Genomic DNA, 19405 nt, shown 5'->3' with positions numbered 1-19405 from the left:
AGGAGTGGGTCATCGGGAATCGGTACCGTCCAGCGCCAGCCGCACCAGCGCTTCGGCGTCCAGCTCGTCGACGTCGCCGGCGTCGCCGGCCGCCGCGTCGAGCCCGGCCAGTTCCAGCAGCGCCGACATCAGCCCGGCGTCGCGGAACCGGGCCAGCGGCACGGTGGCCAGTGCCGCCCGGATCCGGGCCTCCTCGGGGTCGGCCGCGGCGTCCGGCCGCAGGACGCCGAGGAGGTGCGCGGCCAGCGCGGCCGGGGTGGGGTGGTCGAACACGACCGTCGCGGACAGGGCCACGCCGGCCGCCGCGGCCAGGCGGTTGCGGAACTCCACCGAGGTCAGGGAGTCGAAGCCGAGTTCGGTGAACGGCCGGGCCGCGCCGACGGCGTCGGCCCCGCGGTGCCCCAGCGCGACCGCCGCCTCGGTGCGGACCAGACCCAGCAGCGTCCGTTCGGCCTCCACTTCGGACAGCTCGGCCAGCTGCTCCCGCAGGTCCGTGCCGGGGACCTCCGCGACCGCTTCGATGACCCGCCGCGCCTCCGGCACGCCGAGCAGCAGGGCGCTCGGACGGGCCGAGGTGAAGGCGGGCACGAACCGCGTCCAGTCGACGTCGGCCACGGTCAGCGTGGTCTCGTCGCGGCCGACCGCGGCGGCGAGCGCGCGGACGGCGAGGGCGGGCCGCAGCGGGGTGAGGCCGCGGCGGCGCAGGTAGTCCTCGGCGTCGTGGTCGGCCGCCATGCCGCCGCCGGCCCACGGGCCCCAGGCGAGCGCGGTCGCGGTCCGGCCCGCGGCCCGGCGGCGCCGCGCGAGCGCGTCGAGGTGGGCGTTCGCGGCGCCGTACGCGGCCTGGCCGCCGCTGCCCCAGACCCCGGCGATGGAGGAGAACAGGACGAAGGCGTCGAGTTCGGTGTCGCCGAGCAATGCGTCGAGGTTTTCCGCGCCGGCGACCTTGGCGGCCAGGATGTCCGCGAAGGGCCCGAGGTCTGGGTCGTCCAGCGGCGTCGCTCCGCCGGTCCCGGCCGTGTGGACGACGGCGGTGAGGTCGTCGCGGAGCTCGTCGAGCACCGCGGCGAGCGCGGCCCGGTCGGCGACGTCGCAGGCCGCGATCGTCACCTGTGCGCCCAGGGCGGTCAGCTCGGCTTCGAGCCCGGCCGCGCCCGGTGCCTGCCGGCCGCGACGGCTGGTGAGGACGATCCGGCCGGCGCCCGCGGTGGCCAGCCAGCGCGCGACGTGGGCGCCGAGCGCGCCGGTGCCGCCGGTGACGAGCACCGTGCCGCGCGGCTGCCACGGCCGTCCTGGTGCTGCGGTGGCCGGGGTGAGCCGCCGGGCGAACCGGCCGTCCGGGCGGAGGACGACCTGGTCCTCGGCCGGGTCCGCCAGGGCCTGCACCAGGAGTTCGCCGATCCGGTCGTCGAATTCCGGAGGCAGGTCGACCAGGCCGCCCCAGCCGTCCGGCCGGTCGAGCGCGGCGCTGCGGCCGAGGCCCCAGACCTGGGCCTGGACGGCGTCGGCGTGGTCGACGGCGCCGCGGGTGACTGTCCACACGGGAATGTCCGGCAAGGTCTGCAGCAGTGCGAGCGTGGCCGCCACCCCGGCCGGGACGACCTCGTCGCCTGCGGTGAGGGCCAGCAGGGACAGCACGGCATCCGCGGTCCGGCCCGCCTCGGCCAGCTCCTCTCCGGTCGGGTCGTCGAGGCGGGTGCACGCGACACCGCGCGCGGTCAGGGCCGCTTCGACCTGGTCGCCCAGCCGGGCTTCCCCGGCCGGGACGGCCAGCAGCCAGCGCCCCGACGGCGTCGCGGCGGTCTCGGGAACCGGTTCCCAGGTGACCCGGTACCGCCATCCGTCCACAACGGACCCTTCGGCGTGCTGCCGTCGCCAGGACGACAGCGCCGGGAGCAACGCGGTCAGGGACGCGCGCCGGTCCTCGTCGATGGCCAGGGTGCCGGCCAGCTCACCGACGTCCTCGCGCTCGACCGCCGACCAGAACGCGGTGTCCGACACCGGGGCCGCCGCTTCGAGCCAGTAGTGCTCGTGCTGGAAGGGGTAGGTGGGCAGGTCCACGCGCCCGGCGGGGCCGAAGACCGCGGCCAGGTCGGCCGGGGCGCCGTTGGCGAACAGCGTCGCCAGCGCGGTCAGGGCCGCTTCGCCGTCGGGACGGTCGCGGCGCAGTGACGGCACCACCACGACGTCGTCCGACACGCTCTCGCGGGCCATCGAGCTGAGGACGCCGTCCGGGCCGAGCTCCAGGAAGAACCGGGCGCCTTCGGCTTCGAGCGTCGCGACGCCGTCGGCGAACCGGACGGCTTCGCGCACGTGCCGCACCCAGTAGTCCGCCGTGAACGGCTCGGCGAGAGCACCGCTCACATTCGAGAGCACCGGTATCCGCGCCGGGTGGTAGGTGACCTTGTCGGCGGCCGCGCGGAACTCGTCGAGCATCGGGTCGAGGTGCGGCGAGTGGAAGGCGTGGCTGACGCTGAGCCGCTTGGTCCGCACGCCCCGGCCCGCGAACTCCGCGGCGACGGCCAGGACGTCGGGCTCGTCGCCGGAGACGACGACCGACGCTGGTCCGTTGACCGCGGCGATCGAGACCCGCGCGCCGAGCAGCGGCCGGACGTCGGCCTCCGGCGCCGCGATCGACACCATCGCGCCGCCCTTCGGCAGCGCCTGCATCAGCGCGGCCCGGGCCGACACGAGCAAGCAGGCGTCCTCCAGGGAGAACACGCCGGCGACGTGCGCCGCGGCCAGCTCCCCGATCGAGTGGCCGGCGACGAACGACGGCCGGACGCCCCACGACTCGAACAGCCGGTACAGCGCGACCTCGACGGCGAACAGGGCGGGCTGGGTGAAGCCGGTCTCGTCGAGGCCCGGCGCGTCGCCGAAGACGACATCGCGCACGGGCACGGTGAACTCGGCGCAGATTTCGTCGAACGCCTCGGCGTAGACGGGGAACCGGTCGTAGAGCTCACGACCCATGCCGGCCCGCTGCGCGCCCTGACCGGTGAACAGGACCGCGAGCCGGCCGGCGGACGCGGTGCCGCGGACGACGCCGGGCGCGGAGTCCCCGGCCGCCAGCGACTGCAGCCCGGCAAGGAGTTCCGCCGGGGTGCGGCCGACCACGACGGCGCGATCCTCGAACCGCGCGCGGGTGGCGAGCAGCGCCCCGGCAACGGCCCCCGGGGAGGCGGGGTCCCCGAGCGCCGCCGCCGGCTTGCGGGTCCGGGCAGGCATCGGCTCGCCCCCGACTGCCGCCGCCAGCTTGCGGGCCTGAGCTCGCAACGCCGGTTCGCCCTTGGCCGACAGCGCCCACGCCACCACCGGCGGCTCCGGCGTCACCACCGGCGGCCGGGCCGGTTCCGCCGGGAGCTCCAGGATGGCGTGTGCGTTCGTGCCGGAAATGCCGAACGCCGAAACCCCCGCCCGGCGCGGCCGTCCGGTGACCGGCCACGGCTGCGGCGAGGTGAGCAGCGAGACCGCCCCCGAGGTCCAGTCCACCCGGGTCGAGGGCTCGTCCACGTGCAGGGTCTTCGGCAGCACGCCGTGGCGCATGGCCATGACCATCTTGATCACCCCGGCCACGCCCGCCGCCGACTGGGTGTGCCCGAGGTTGGACTTCAGCGACCCCAGCCACAGCGGCGTTTCCCGCTCCTGGCCGTACGTCGCCAGGACTGCCTGTGCCTCGATCGGGTCGCCCAGGGTCGTCCCGGTGCCGTGCGCCTCGACCACGTCCACATCGGACGGACGCAGGCCGGCGCTCGCCAGCGCCGCCCGGATCACCCGCTGCTGCGAGGGCCCGTTGGGCGCGGTCAGGCCGTTCGACGCGCCGTCCGAATTGACCGCCGAACCGCGCAGGAGCGCCAGGACCTCGTGGCCGTTGCGGCGCGCGTCCGACAGCCGTTCCAGGACGACCATCCCGGCGCCTTCGCTCCAGCCCGTGCCGTCGGCGGCGTCCGCGAACGCCTTGCACCGGCCGTCCGCCGACAGCCCGCGCTGGCGGCTGAACTCGACGAAGATCTCCGGCGTGCCCAGGATCGCGACCCCGCCGGCGAGCGCGAGGTCGCATTCGCCGTGGCGGAGGGCCTGCCCGGCCAGGTGCAGCGCGACCAGCGACGACGAGCACGCGGTGTCCACTGTGACCGCCGAGCCTTCCAGGCCCAGGTGGTAGGCCACGCGCCCGGAGAGCACGCTGCCCGCGTTGCCGGTGAGCAGGTGCCCTTCGACGCCGTCCGCGGCCGGTGCGCCGGCCGCGTACCCGGAGTGGGCGGCGCCGACGAACACGCCGGTGTTGCTGCCGCGCAGCGTGCCCGGGTCGATGCCCGCCCGCTCGAACGCTTCCCAGGAGACTTCCAGGAGCAGCCGCTGCTGCGGGTCCATGGCCAGGGCTTCGCGCGGGGAGATCCCGAAGAACGCCGCGTCGAAGCGGGCGGCGCCGGGCAGGAAGCCGCCTCCGGTGGCGTAGAACGTGCCCGGGTGCGCCGGGTCCGGGTGGTACAGCTCGTCGACGGGCCAGCCGCGGTCGGCCGGGAACCCGCCGATCGCGTCACGGCCGTCGGCGACCAGGTCCCACAGCGCGTCGGCCGAATCGACGTCACCCGGGTAGCGGCAGCTCATCGCGACGATGGCGATCGGATCGTCGCCGGGGACGCGCGCCGCGGGGACCGCCGGAGCCACCGCGGGTGCCGTGCCGGCCAGTTCGCCGTGCAGGAACCCGGCCAGCACTTCGGGGTTCGGGTAGTCGAAGACGAGCGTCGCGGGCAGCGCACGACCGGTCGCGGTGGCGAGCCGGTTGCGCAGCTCCACCGAGGTCAGGGAGTCGAAACCGGTGTCCTTGAACGCCTTCGCGGGGTCGACCGCGTCGGGGTTCGCGTGCCCCAGCACCGCCGCGACGTGCTTGCGGACCAGCTCCAGCAGCCGCCGCCGGGCTTCTTCGGAGCCGAGGCCGGCCCAGCTGTCGTCGGCCACCGCGGCGGCCCGGCGGACCGGCGTGCGCACGAGCCCGCGCCACAGCGGGGCGAGGTCTTCGGACGCGCGCAGAGCGGCGAGGTCCAGGCGCATCGGCACGGCGACCGGCCGGCCGAGGCCGATGGCGGCGTCCATCGCGGCCAGTGCGTCCTCAGTGGACAGTGGCCGGATGCCCGAGCGCCCGATGCGGCCGCGGTCGCGCTCGCCGAGCTTCCCGGTCATCGCGCTGCTGAGCGCCCACTGGCCCCACGCGAGGGAAACCGCGGGCAGGCCCTGGGACCGCCGTCGCGCGGCGAGGGCGTCCAGGGCGCTGTTCGCCGCCGCGTACCCGCTCTGGCCGGCCGCGCCGACGATCCCGGCGACCGAGGAGAACAGGACGAACCAGGCCAGGTCGTGGTCCCGGGCAAGCCTGTCGAGCGCCGACGCGCCGTCCACTTTGGCGCGAAGCACCGAGGCCACCCGGGCCGGTGTCTGCGCTTCGAGCACGCCGTCGTCGAGGATCCCGGCGGCGTGCACCACCCCGATCAGCGGCTGCCCGGCGGGGATCTCCCGCAGCACGTCCGCCACGAACCCGGGCTCGGCCACGTCGCCGGCGACCACGGTCGCCTCGGCGCCGAGCGCGGTCAGTTCTTCGCGCAGCGCGGCGGCGCCGGGTGCGTCCGGGCCCCGCCTGCTCACCAGCACCAGCCGCCGGACACTGGAACGACTTGCCAGGTGCCGGGCCACGGCGGCGCCCAGCGTGCCGGTGCCGCCGGTGACCAGCACGGTGCCCGCCGCCTCCGGCCGCGGCAGCGTGAGCACGTTCTTGCCGACGTGCCTGGCCTGGCTGACGAACCGGAAGGCGTCGGCCGCCCGGCCGAGTTCCCAGGCCCGCAGCGGCAACGGCGTCAGCTCGCCGCGCCCGAAGGCGGCCAGCAGGTCGCTGAGGATGGCGGCGATCCGGTCCGGGCCGGGGTCGCCGAGGTCGAACGCGTGGTAGCCCGGGCCCTCGCGCACGTCGGTCTTGCCCAGCTCGACGAACTGGCCACCGGGGGCGAGCAGCTCCAGGGAGGCGTCGACGAACGGGCCGGTCAGCGAGTTCAGCACTACGTCGACGGGCCCGAACCGGTCCCGGAAGTCCAGGGTGCGCGAGCTCGCCAGGTGCGCGTCGTCGAGGCCGAGCTCGCGCAGCACGGCGTGCTTGCCCTCGCTCGCCGTCGCGAACACCTCGGCGCCCGCCCGGCGCGCCAGCTGCACCGCGGCCATCCCGACGCCGCCGGCCGCCGCGTGGATCAGCACGGACTGCCCGGCGCGCAGGCCGCCGAGGTCGAAGAGGCCGTAGCAGGCGGTCACGAAGGCGACCGGCACGGTCGCCGCCTCGGCGAACGTCCACCCGGCCGGGATCCGCGCCAGCCGACGGGCGTCGGCGGCGGCGCGGGGCGCGAAGGCGTCGTCGACCAGGCCGAACACGCGGTCGCCGACGGCGAGGTCGCGGACCGCGGAGCCGATCTCGACGACCACGCCCGCCGCTTCCGAGCCAAGGCGGCCGTCCGGGTCGGGGTACATGCCGAGGGAGATGAGCACGTCCCGGAAGTTCAGCCCGGCCGCGCGCACCTCGATCCGGACGTCACCCGCACCGAGCGGCGCCTCGGTCGTCTCGGCCAGGACCAGGCCGTCGGTGGTCCCGGTGCCGGTGGTGACGAGCTGCCAGGAGCCGCCGGTGGGCGTCAACGGCATCCCGGTCGCCCGGACCAGCCTCGGCGCCGACGCCGTGCCTTCGCGCAAGAGCAGCTGCGGCTCACCGAATGTATCCACAGTGGACAACAGGGCGTGGGACCGCGGGTCGTCGTCGACGTCGATCAGGAGGAACCGGCCCGGGTGTTCCGCCTGCGCGGACCGCACCAGGCCGCCCGCGGCCGCCGCCGCGAGGTCGCCGCCGGCCGCACCGCGGGTGACGAACACGAGCCGGCCCGATCGCTCTTCGGCGAGCCAGGTCTGCAGCTTTTCCAGGACCCGGCCGGTGGTTTCGTGCACGTCCTCCCCGGCCACCGCCTCGAAGACGAGCTCCTCGCGCGGGGCCGCGGGATCGGCGGTGACCTCGGTCCAGACCTGTTCGAACAGCGTGTCGGGGAGGGTGGCCGACGCGGCCGCGACCGGGCGCAGCAGCAGCGAGCCCACGGTCACCACCGGCGCACCGGTGGTGTCCCACGCGGTGAGCGCGACGGCGTTCTCCCCCGCCGGCGACAGCCGGACCCGCAGCGCGGTGGCACCGGTCGCGTGCACCGCGACGCCCGTGAAGGAGAACGGGACCCGTGCGGAACCGTCGTCGGGCGTGACGATACCGAGGCCGAGGGGGTGCAGCGCCGCGTCGAGCAGGGCCGGGTGCAGGGCGAACCCGGTGGCGTCGAACGGTTCCGGTAGCGCCGCTTCGGCGAACACCTCGGCGCCGTCCCGCCAGACGCGGGTGAGGCCGCCGAACGCTTCGCCGTAGCCGAAGCCCATCGCGGCGAGCCGCGGGTAGAGCCCGGCGACGTCGACCGCTTCGGCTCCGGACGGCGGCCACGCGGGCTGATCCCCGGCCCGGACTGCCGAACGGCTGACGCTGCCGGTCGCGTGCCGGGTCCAGCCGGCGTCGGAACCGGCGGGCCGGGAGGAGACCGCGACCGGGCGGCGGCCGTCCGGGTCCGCCGGACCGGCCGACACCTGCACGGTGACCGCGCCACGGGCGGGCAGTATCAGCGGCGCGGCGAAGGTCAGTTCGTCGATGACGTCGCAGCCGGCCTGGTCGCCGGCCTGCACCACCAGTTCGAGCAGCGCGGTGCCGGGCAGCAGGACGGTACCGGACAGCGCGTGCCCGGCCAGCCACGGGTGCGTCTCCAGCGACAACCGTCCACTGAGGACGATGCCGTCGTCGCCGGCCAGCTCGACCGCCGCGCCGAGCAGGGGGTGATCGAGCGCGCCGACGCCGACCGCGCCCAGGTCGCCCCGGGCCGCCCCGGCGCGCGGCCAGTAACGCTCCCGCTGGAAGGGGTAGGTCGGGAGCTCGATGCGGCGGCCGCCGGGGAAGAACGCGGCCCAGTCGACGTCGACGCCGTGGACGTGAACAGTGCTCAACGCTGTGAGCAGTGCTCTCTCTTCGTCGCGGTCACGTCGCAGGGCGGGGACGGCGGTGCCGTCGACCAGCGCGCTGAGGACCCCGTCCGGGCCCAGCTCGAGGAAGATCTCGGCGCCCGCGGCCTGCAGGGTCGAGACACCGTCGGCGAACCGGACGGCCTCCCGGACGTGCCGGACCCAGTAGTCCGCCGTGAACGGCTCGGCGAGAGCACCGCTCACATTCGAGAGCACCGGTATCTCTGCCGGGTGGTGCTCCAGGGTTTCTGCCACCGCGCGGAAGTCCGCCAGGATCGGATCCATCAGCGGCGAGTGGAACGCGTGACTCACCTTCAGTCGCTTGGTCTTGACGCCGTCCGCGGCGAACCCGGCGGCGATGTCGAGCACCACGGCTTCGACCCCGGAGATCACCACCGACGCCGTCCCGTTCACCGCCGCGACGGACACGCCGTCGCAACCGTCCACGGCGGACAGGACGGCGGCCTCGGACGCGGCGACGGAGACCATCGCGCCCCCGGCGGGCAGTGCCTGCATCAGCGACGCCCGCGCCGCGACCAGGCGGCACGCGTCCGCCAGGGACAGCACCCCGGCGACGTGCGCGGCGGAGATCTCGCCGATCGAGTGCCCGGCCACGAAGTCCGGCCGGACGCCGAACGACTCGACCAGCCGGAACAACGCGACCTCGACCGCGAACAGCGCGGGCTGCGTGAACTCGGTCCGGTCGAGCAGCTCCGGGTCGCCGAAGGCTTCCGGCAGTTCCGGGCCGAAGTGCGCGCACACCTCGTCGAACGCCGCCGCGTAGACCGGGAACCGCTCGTACAGGCCGCGGCCCATGCCGGCCCGCTGCGCCCCCTGGCCGGTGAACAACACGGCCAGCAGCGCGTCCGGGTCGGCGGTGCCGGTGACGACGTCGTCGCCGAGCACGACCGCGCGGCGGTCGAGCCGGGTCCGGGTGGTGGCCAGCGAGAACCCGACGTCCACCGGGTTCGCGTCCACCTCGCGGACCTGCGCGGTCAGGGCGGCAAGGGCTGCTTCGTCGTGGGCGGAAAACACCCAGGGCAGCAGCGCGTCCGTCGGCTCGGGCTCGGGCTGCGGCGGGACGCCCGGTGCCTGTTCGAGGATCGTGTGGACGTTGGTGCCGCTGACGCCGAACGCCGAGACGGCGGCCCGGCGCGGCCGGTCGTGGTCCGGCCAGTCACGGGCCTCGGTGAGCAGCTCGACGGAACCGGCCGACCAGTCCACCTGGGACGACGGGGCGTCGACGTGCAGTGTCCGCGGGAGGACGCCGTGCCGCAGCGCCTCGACCGTCTTGATCACCCCGGCCATCCCGGCCGCGGCCTGCGTGTGGCCCAGGTTGGACTTGACCGAGCCGAGCCACAACGGCGTCGAGCGGTCCTGGCCGTAGGTGGCGAGCAACGCCTGCGCCTCGATCGGGTCGCCCAGCCGGGTCCCGGTGCCGTGCGCCTCCACCGCGTCGACGTCCGAAGCGGACAGACCGGCGTTGGCCAGCGCGGCCCGGATCACCCGCTGCTGGGACGGACCGTTCGGGGCGCTCAGGCCGTTGGACGCGCCGTCCTGGTTGACCGCCGAACCGCGGACGACGGCGAGCACCGTGTGTCCGTTGCGCTGGGCGTCGGAGAGCCGCTCCAGCAGCACCAGGCCGACGCCCTCGCCCCAGCCGGTGCCGTCGGCCGCGTCGGCGAAGGCCTTGCAGCGGCCGTCGGAAGCCAGGCCGCGCTGGCGGGCGAACTCCAGGAACGCCATCGGCTTGGCCATGATCGCGACGCCGCCGGCCAGCGCGAGCGAGCACTCGCCCTGCCGCAGCGACTGGGCGGCCAGGTGCATCGCGACCAGCGCCGACGAGCACGCGGTGTCCACCGTGACGGCGGGGCCCTCCAGCCCGAAGGTGTAGGACAGCCGCCCGGACATCACGCTGGGTGCCTCGCCGGTGAGCAGGTAGCCCTCCGAACCGGGCTCGAGGTCGGCGCCGTAACCGGAGGTGCTGGCCCCGACGAACACGCCGGTCCGGCTGCCGCGCAGGGTGGCCGGGTCGAGCCCGGCGCGTTCGAACACCTCCCACGACGTCTCCAGCAGCACGCGCTGCTGGGGGTCCATGGCGAGGGCTTCGCGCGGCGAGATGCCGAAGAAGCCCGCGTCGAAGTCCGCCGCGCCGGCCACGAACCCGCCGACCTCGGCGAAGCCGGCGTTGCCGAACGAGGTCAGGTCCCAGCCGCGGTCGGCGGGGAACTCCGTCAGCGCGTCGACGCCGTCGGCAACCAGCCGCCAGAGGTCCTCCGGCGAGCGCACGCCGCCGGGGAACCGGCAGCCCGTCGCCACGATCGCGATCGGTTCGTCGACGGCCGCCGCGGCGGTGACCACCGCGGTTTCGGTGCGGCCGAGCAGCAGCCGGTGCAGTTCGGCGGCGAGCGCGGCCGGGTTCGGGTGGTCGAACACCAGTGTCGCGGGCAGGGTCAGGCCGGTCGCCGCGTTGATGCGGTTGCGCACCTCGACCGCGGTCAGCGAGTCGAAGCCGAGTTCCCGGAACGCCCGTCCGGCCGGGACCGCCGTCGCCGAGTCGTGCCCGAGCACCGATGCGGCCTGGCCGCGCACGAGGTCGAGCAGCAACCGGCGCGCTTCGGCCTCGCCCAGCTCCGCGACCCGGCGGGCCAGCGCCGGACGCGCCGGCGCCGGCTCGTCGGCGGCTTCGAGGAGCGCCCGGACCTCGGGGATGTCCTCGATCAGCGGACGCCGCCGGGACAGCGTGAAGCCGGGCGCGAACCGGGCCCAGTCGACGTCGGCGACGGCCAGGAAGACCTCCCGCGCGTCCAATGCCTGGCAGAGCGCCTCCACCGCGGCTTCCGGCGCCATCTCCCGCAGGCCGCGGCGGCGCAGCTGGTCCTCCAGCTCGACGTCGCCTGCCATGCCCCCGCCGCCCCAGAAGCCCCAGGCGACCGAGGTCGCGGCGGCCCCGCGGGCCCGGCGCTGCTCGGCGAGCGCGTCGAGGTAGGCGTTGCCCGCCGCGTAGGCGCCCTGGCCGCCGCTGCCCCAGACGCCGGCGTTCGAGGAGAAGAGCACGAAGGCGTCGAGGTCGTCGCCGAGCAGTTCGTCGAGGTTCCGGGCGCCCGCGACCTTGCCGCCGATGACGTCGGCGAACTCGGCCGGGGTGGTGTCCAGCACCGGGGTGGCCTGCGGCAGCCCGGCCGCGTGCACGACCGCACGCACCGGCTCGGCCAGGCCGGCCAGCAGCGCGGCGAGGGCGGCGCGGTCGGCGACGTCGCACGCCGCGATCGTCACGCACGTCCCGAGCGCGGCGAGTTCGGCTTCGAGTGCGGCGGCACCCGGCGCGTCCGGGCCGCGGCGGCTGGTCAGCACCAGGTGCTCGGCGCCGTCGGCGGCGAGGCGCCGGGCGACGTGCCCGCCCAGCGCGCCGGTGCCCCCGGTGATCAGGACCGTGCCGCGCGGCTTCCACCGCTGCGCCACCGGGGTGAACGGCGCCCGGACCAGCCGGCGCGCCAGCAACCCGGACGGCCGGATCGCGAGCTGGTCCTCACCGTCCACTCCGGACAGTGCGGCGGCGAGCAAGGCCGCGGTCGCCGCGTCCGGCTCGGCGGGCAGGTCGAGCAGGCCGCCCCAGATCCCGGGCAGTTCGAGGCCGATCACCCGGCCCAGGCCCCACGTCATCGCCTGTGCGGGCCGGATGTCGTCGCCGGCCACGCCGCCGCGGGTCAGCAGCCACAGTGGCGTCTCGACGATGGCCTGAGCCAAGGCGAGGTTGGCGATGGCTCCACCGGTTTCGTCGAGCGCGAGCAGCGACACGACACCGGCGAACCCTTCGGCGCCGGTGAACTCGGACGTCACGACCGGCTCGGCGCCGTGGGCGGCCAGGGCATCCGGAACGCCTGCGTCGTCGCAGCCTTCGGGGACGACGACCAGCCACCGCCCGGACAGCTCCGGCGCGGACGGCGTGGCTACCGGCTTCCATTCGATGCGGTACCGCCACGAGTCCACTTCGGACGCAACGCGCGTCCGGCCGCGCCAGCGGGTCAGCGCGGGCAGGACCTCGGCCAGGGTGCTGCCGGGCTCGACGTCGAGGGTGCCCGCGACGGCGTCGAGGTCGAGACCGTCCACGGCGGCCCAGAACGCGGCGTCCACCGGGTCCGCGGCCGCGGTGCCCGCGTCGAGCCAGTAGCGACGGCGCTGGAACGCATAGGTGGGCAGCTCGACGCGGCGGGCGCCGGGGAACGCGGGCGTCCAGTCGACCGCGACCCCGCGCACGTGCGCCTCGCCGAGCGAGCGGAGGAAACGCTCGTACCCGCCGTCGTCCCGGCGCAGGGAACCGAGCGCCTCGACGCCCTCGGTCTCGCCGATCGCCGTGGTCAGCACGGGGTGCGGTGAGGACTCGACGAACGTGGCGAAGCCTTCCGCGGCGAGCGTGCGCACCGCAACGTCGAGCCGGACGGTTTCGCGAAGGTTGGTGTACCAATAGCGCGCGTCCAGCTCGGCGCCGTCGAGCCAGGTACCGGTGACGGTCGAAAAGAACGCGATGTCGCCGGTCCGCGGCCGGATCGGGGCCAGCACGTCGAGGAGCTCGGCGCGCAGCTGCTCAACCTGCGCCGAGTGGGACGCGTAGTCGACGGGAATCCGCTTCGCGCGCACGCCGTCCGCCTCGCACGCGGCGACCAGCGCGTCCAGCGCCGCGGGCGCACCCGAGACGACGACGGCGGCCGGGCCGTTCACCGCGGCGATCGACAGCCCGTCGGTCAGCCGAGCTTCGACGGCCGCGAGAGGAGCAGCGACCGACACCATCCCGCCGCCGCCGGCCAGTGCCAGGATGGCCCGGCTGCGCAACGCCACCACGCGGGCACCGTCCTCGAGGGACAGCGCGCCCGACACCACCGCCGCGGCGATCTCGCCCTGTGAGTGGCCGACGACCGCGTCCGGCACCACGCCGAACGACCGCCACAGCTCGGCCAGCGACACCATCACGGCCCACAACGCGGGCTGGACGACGTCGACACGAGCCAGTGCCTCGGCGTCGGCCAGGACGTCCCGCAACGACCAGTCCACCAAGGCGCTCAAGGCAGAAGCGCACTCGTCGAGACGGGCCGCGAACGCCGGTGAGGACCCCGCCAGCTCCAGAGCCATCCCGGCCCACTGCGAACCCTGCCCGGGAAACACGAGCGCAGTACGGCCGGGGGCAACCGTCCCGGTGACCACGTTCGGCGCCGGGAGCCCCTCGGCCAGCGCGGAAAGCCCGTCGGACAACGCCGTCCGGTCGCCGGTGACGACCGCGCGGTGCGGAAAGCCGGTGCGCGAGGTGGCCAGCGAGAACGCGATGTCCGCGACGCTGCCCTCGTGTTCCCGAAGGGCAGCGGCCTGCGCCTGCAGTGCTTCGGGCGTCTTGGCGGACAGCACCCACGGCACGACCACAGGCTCGGGTGCCGGCTCGGCGTCGGCGGTGTCGCCCTGTTCGAGGATGACGTGGGCGTTCGTGCCGGAGATGCCGAACGACGAGATGGCCGCCCGCCGCGGCCGCGGCCGCTCCCACGGTTGCGGCTCGCCGAGCAGCCGGACGGCACCGCTGTCCCAGTCCACATAGGACGACGGCGTCCCGGCGTGCAGCGTGCGCGGCATCACGCCGTGCCGCAGCGCCTGCACGGTCTTGATCACCCCGGCCACCCCGGCCGCGGCCTGGGTGTGGCCGATGTTCGACTTGAGCGAGCCGAGCCACAGCGGTTCGGCGCGGTCCTGGCCGTAGGTCGCCAGCAGGGCCTGCGCTTCGATCGGGTCGCCCAGCGCGGTGCCGGTGCCGTGCGCCTCCACCAGATCGACGTCCGAAGTGGACAGCCCGGCGTCGGCGAGCGCCGCGCGGATCACGCGCTGCTGGGCCGGTCCGCTGGGCGCGCTGAGGCCGTTGGACGCGCCGTCCTGGTTGAGTGCGCTGCCGCGCAGCACGGCGAGCACCGGGTGCCCGAGCCGCCGGGCGTCGGACAGCCGTTCGACGAGCACCAGTCCGGCGCCCTCGGCCATGCCCATGCCGTCGGCCTCGGCCCCGAACGCCTTGCAGCGCCCGTCGGCGGCCAGCCCGCGCTGCCGGCTGAAGGCGGTCAACGACGACGGCGTCACCATCACCGCCACGCCACCCGCGAGGGCCAGCGAGCACTCCCCGCGGCGCAAAGCCTGTGCTGCCAGGTGCAACGCGACCAGCGACGACGAGCAGGCGGCGTCGATCGTGATGGCGGGGCCTTCCAGCCCGAGCGTGTAGGCGACGCGGCCGGACAGCACGCTCGACACGCTGCCGGTGAGCAGGTGGCCTTCGAGGCCGTCCGGGATTTCCCGCATCCGGGCGTGGTAGTCCTGGTAGTTCGCGCCGACGAAGACACCCGCGGGTTCGCCGCGCAGGGTGACCGGGTCGATCCCGGCGTGCTCGATCGCCTCCCACGAGATCTCCAGCAGGAGCCGCTGCTGCGGGTCCATGGCCAGCGCTTCGCGCGGCGAGATGCCGAAGAAGCCGGCGTCGAACTCGGCGACGTCGTGCAGGAAGCCGCCTTCGCGGACCGTCGACGTCCCCTGCACGTCGGCGTCGCCGCCGAACAGCTTCGCGAGGTCCCAGCCGCGGTCGGTCGGGAACCCGGAAATGGCGTCGCGGCCTTCGGTGACCAGCTCCCACAGGTCGTCCGCGGACCGCACGCCGCCCGGGTACCGGCAGCCCATGCCGATGATCGCGATCGGGTCGGCGGCGTCCGCCGCCCGGGTCACCACGGCCGGCCCGGTGCGGGCGCCGAGCACGGCGTCCCGCAGGTGCGCGGCCAGCCGCCGCGGGGTCGGGTGGTCGAAGACCAGCGTCGCGGGCAGCCGCAGCCCGGCCGCGGCGGCGATCCGGTTCCGCACGTCCAGGGCGGTCAGCGAGTCGAAACCGAGGTCGGTGAACGGCCGGTCCGGGTCGACGGCGGTGCCGCCGGCGTGCCCGAGCACTGCGGCGGCCTGGGTGCGGACCAGGTCCAGCAGCAGCCGGTCGGCGTCGTCGCCGGACAGCCCGGCGAGCTGCGCGGCCAGCGGCGTGGATTCCGCCACCGGCGTCGCGGCCTCCGGCAGCTGCCGGACCTGGGGCAGGTCGTCGAACAGCGGCCGGGCGCGGCCGGCGGTGAACACCGGCAGGAACCGGGCCCAGTCGACGTCGGCGAGCACCACGAACGCTTCGTCGTGACCGAGGGTTTCGTGCAGACCGGCGATCGCCGTGGCCGGGTCCATCAGCGGCAGCCCGCGACGCGCGAGCTGACCGGAGTCGACGCCCTCGGACATCCCGCCCCGGCCTTCGATCTCCGTCGGCGCCCAGACGCCCCAGGCGATCGACGTCGCGGTCGCGCCGCGGGCCCGGCGCTGCTCGGCGAGGGTGTCGAGGAAGGTGTTGGCGGCGGAGTAGGCCGCATGGTCGCCGCTGCCCCACACCCCGGCGATGGAGGAGAACAGCACGAACCGGTCCAGGTCGTCGCCGAGCAGGGCGTCGAGGTTCCGGGCGCCGGCTACCTTCGCGCGGACGACGTCGGCGAAGCCCGGCACGGTCGTCTCGGTGACCGGCAGCAGCTCGACCGTCCCGGCGGCGTGGAAGACCGAGCGGACCGGCTCGCCGAGGTCCGCCAGCAGCGCGGCGAGGGCGTCGCGATCGGCGACGTCGCAGCACGCGAGGGTGACGCGGGTGCCGAGCGCCTCCAGCTCGGCGGCCAGCTCGCGCGCCCCGGGGGCGTCCGGCCCGCGACGGCCGGTCAGGACCAGGTGGGCGGCGCCTTCCGCGGCGAGCCAGCGGGCGACGTGCGTGCCGAGGGCCCCGGTGCCGCCGGTGACGAGGATCGTGCCCTCGGGCCGCCAGGTCCGCGGGCGTTCGCCCCGGCCGGCGGTGCGCAGCCGCCGGACGCGGAGGCCACCCGGCCGGACGGCGACCTGGTCCTCGTCGCCGCGGGCGGCGAGGACCCGCCCCAGCCGGTCGAGTTCGGCGGCGCCGGGATCCGGCGTGAGGTCGACCAGGCCGCCCCAGCGGCCGGGGTGTTCCAGCGCGAGGACGCGGCCGAGGCCCCAGAGCAGCGACTGCTCGAGGCCGGTCAGCTCGTCGGCGGGTCCGGTGCGGACCGCGCCGCGGGTCAGCACCCACAGCGGGGCGGCGATCCCGGCGTCGCCCAGCGCCTGGGCCAGGACGAGGGTCAGGACCAGCCCGGCCGGGCTCGCGGGGAACTCCGGGTGCGGGCGTTCGTCGGCGGCCAGCAGCGAGAGCACGCCGTCGAACGGCCCGGCCAGCCGCCCGGCCACCGTGGCGCGGTCGTCGGCCGGGGTGAGCACGAGGGTCTCGACGTCGGCGGTGCGGGCGAGGGTGTCCACGACGTCCTGGCCGGTGCCGTCTTCGCCGCGCACGACCAGCCAGCGCCCGGACGGCGCGGCGGCGGGCAGCTCCGCCGGCTTCCAGGTGATCCCGTACCGCCAGGTGTCCACAGTGGACTCCACGGCCCGGCGACGGCGCCACTGCGCCAGCGCCGGGAGGACCTCTTCCAGGGGCGTGTCGACCGAGACGCCGAGGGTGCCCGCGAGGTCCGCCGGGTCCGCGCGGTCCACGACGTCCCAGAACCGCGCGTCGGCGGGTGCGGCTTCGCGACGGCCGTCCCCGGTGCGCAGCCAGAAGCTTTCCCGCTGGAAGGCGTAGGTGGGCAGGTCGACGCGGCCCGCGCCGGGGAACGCCGGGGTCCAGTCGACCGGGACGCCGGCGCAGTGCGCCTCGCCCAGGGCCCGCTGGAAGCGGGCGAGACCGCCGTCACCGCGGCGCAGGGTGCCCAGCGCGGTCGCCCGCTCGCCGATGGCCATCGTCAGCACGGGGTGCGGCGAAGCCTCGATGAACGTGCCGAAGCCGCGCTCGGTCAGCGTCCGCACGGCGTCGTCGAGCAGCACTGTCCGGCGGAGGTTGGTGTACCAGTACCGCGCGTCGAGCTCGGCGCCGTCGGCCCAGTCCCCGGTGACGGTGGAGAAGAACCCCGTCCCGGCCGTCCGCGGCGCGATCGGGGCGAGCACGCTCAGCAGTTCGTCACGGATTTCTTCGACCTGCACGGAGTGCGACGCGTAGTCCACGGGGATCCGCTTCGCGCGGATGCCGTCGGCCGCGCAGGACGCGAGCAGCGCGTCGAGGGCGTCCGGGGCTCCGGAGACCACCACCGCGGCCGGCCCGTTCACCGCCGCGATCGACAGTCCCTCGGTCAGCCGTTCCTCGACGACCTCGAGGGACGCTGCCACGGAGACCATGCCACCTCGGCCCGCCAGGGCCAGGATCGCCTTGCTCCGCAGCGCGACCACCCGAGCACCGTCCTCAAGGGACAGCACACCCGCGACGACGGCGGCGGCGATCTCGCCCTGCGAGTGCCCCAGAACGGCGTCCGGCACCACACCGTACGAGCGCCACAGCTCGGCCAGCGACACCATGACGGCGAACAACGCCGGCTGCACCACGTCGACGCGCTGCAACGCCTCCGCGTCGGCCAGCACGTCGGGCAGCGACCAGTCCACGAAGGAGCTCAAGGCCGCCGCGCACTCGTCGAGCCGCGCGGCGAACACCGGCGACGAATCCACCAGTTCGAGGGCCATCCCGGCCCATTGCGAACCCTGCCCCGGGAAGACCAGCGCCACTTTGCCCGGCTTCCCGGCGATGCCCGACACGACGGAGTCGTCCGGCGCGCCCTGGGCGACCGCGGCGAGCCGGCGGAGCAGTTCGGCCCGGTCGCTGCCGACCACGACGGCCCGGTGCTCGAACCGCGCCCGCGTCACGGCCAGCGAGTAGCCGACCTCCGCGAGCCCGAGACCGTCCACATCGGAAAGCGAAGCTGCCTGCGCGCGCAGGGCTTCTGCGGTGCGCCCCGAAACAACCCACGGCACGACGGCGGGCGTCGGCGCGGCGGCCACGGGTTCGACGGGCGGCGCGGCTTCGAGAATGGCGTGCGCGTTGGTGCCGCTGATGCCGAACGAGGAGACGGCCGCCCGCCGCGGGTGGTCCCGCTCGGGCCATTCGACGTCATCGGCCAGCAGCCGCAGCGTGCCTGCCGACCAGTCCACTTCGGACGTCGGACGGCCGGCGTGCTTCGACGCGGGCAGGGTCGCGTGCTGCAGCGCCAGCACGGCCTTCATCACCCCGGCGACGCCGGCCGCGGCCTGCGTGTGCCCGATGTTCGACTTCACCGAACCCAGCCAGAGCGGCCGTTCCGGCGACCGGCCGCGGCCGTAGGTCCCCAGCAGCGCCTGCGCCTCGATCGGGTCGCCGAGCGGGGTGCCGGTGCCGTGCGCCTCCATCAGGTCGACCTGGCTCGCCGCCACCCGGGCGTTGGCGAGCGCGTCGAGGATGACCCGTTCCTGCGACGGCCCGTTCGGGGCGCTGAGCCCGGTGGACGCGCCGTCGGAGTTGACCGCTGAGCCGCGCACGACCGCGAGCACCGGGTGCCCGTGCCGCTGGGCGTCGGAAAGCCGTTCCAGCACCAGCATCCCGGCGCCCTCGGCGGCGCCGAAGCCGTCGGCGTCCGCGGAGAACGGCTTGCACCGGCCGTCCGGCGAGAGCGCCCGCTGCCGGCTGAGCTCGATGAGGATGCCCGGCGTCGCCATCACCGTCACCCCGCCGGCCAGGGCCAGCGAACACTCGTCGCGGCGCAGCGCCTGCACCGCCCAGTGCAGCGCCACCAGCGACGACGAGCAGGCGGTGTCGACGGTGACCGCGGGCCCCTCCAGGCCCAGGACATAGGCGATCCGGCCGGAGGCGACGCTGGTGATGGTGCCGGTGAGCAGGTGCCCTTCGACGGACTCGGGCACCTGGTGCGAGCTCGGCGCGTAGTTCTGCTGCATCGCCCCGACGAACACGCCGGTGCGGCTCGACCGCAGCGTCCGCGGGTCGATGCCGCCGCGTTCGAGGGCCTCCCACGACGTCTCCAGCAGCAGCCGCTGCTGCGGGTCCATGGCCAGCGCTTCCCGCGGCGAGATGCCGAAGAAGGCGGCGTCGAACCGGTCGGCGTCGTGCAGGAACGCGCCGCCGCGCATGGAAAACGTGCCGGGCTTCGACGGGTCCGGGTCGTAGCGGGAGGCCCAGTCCCGGTTGACGGGCAGCTCCCCGACGACGTCGCCGCCCTCGGACACCAGGCGCCACAACGCTTCCGGCGTCTCGATCCCGCCCGGGAAGCGGCAGCCCATGCCGACGATCGCGATCGGCTCGGTCTCCCGTGCCTCGAAGTCCCGCAACCGCTGCTTGGCCTGGCGCAGGTCCGCGGTGGCCAGCTTCAGGTAGTCGCGGAGCTTGTCCTCGTTCGCCATGTGCCGTCAACTCCGTGCGTTGTCCGCCTGAGGT

At 75.3% G+C, this 19405-nt stretch carries 1 protein-coding gene; it reads right to left on the bottom strand.

Annotated elements, in window-relative coordinates:
* Nucleotides 1-9: 9 nt before the first annotated feature.
* Nucleotides 10-19371 (bottom strand): type I polyketide synthase, encoded by a 19362-nt coding sequence (locus AB0M93_RS32305; RefSeq protein ID WP_364280391.1) that lies wholly within the window; start codon nt 19369-19371, stop codon nt 10-12.
* Between the last annotated feature and the right edge of the window lie 34 nt (nt 19372-19405).

The organism is Amycolatopsis sp. NPDC051102, assembly GCF_040682815.1.
Classification (GTDB): Bacteria; Actinomycetota; Actinomycetes; order Mycobacteriales; family Pseudonocardiaceae; genus Amycolatopsis.
This window is presented reverse-complemented; position numbering and strand designations above follow the sequence as displayed.

Bases quoted from the DNA above. Each gene is read 5' to 3' on its own strand.
- AB0M93_RS32305 (WP_364280391.1), bottom strand. From the start codon at position 19,371: ATGGCGAACGAGGACAAGCTCCGCGACTACCTGAAGCTGGCCACCGCG.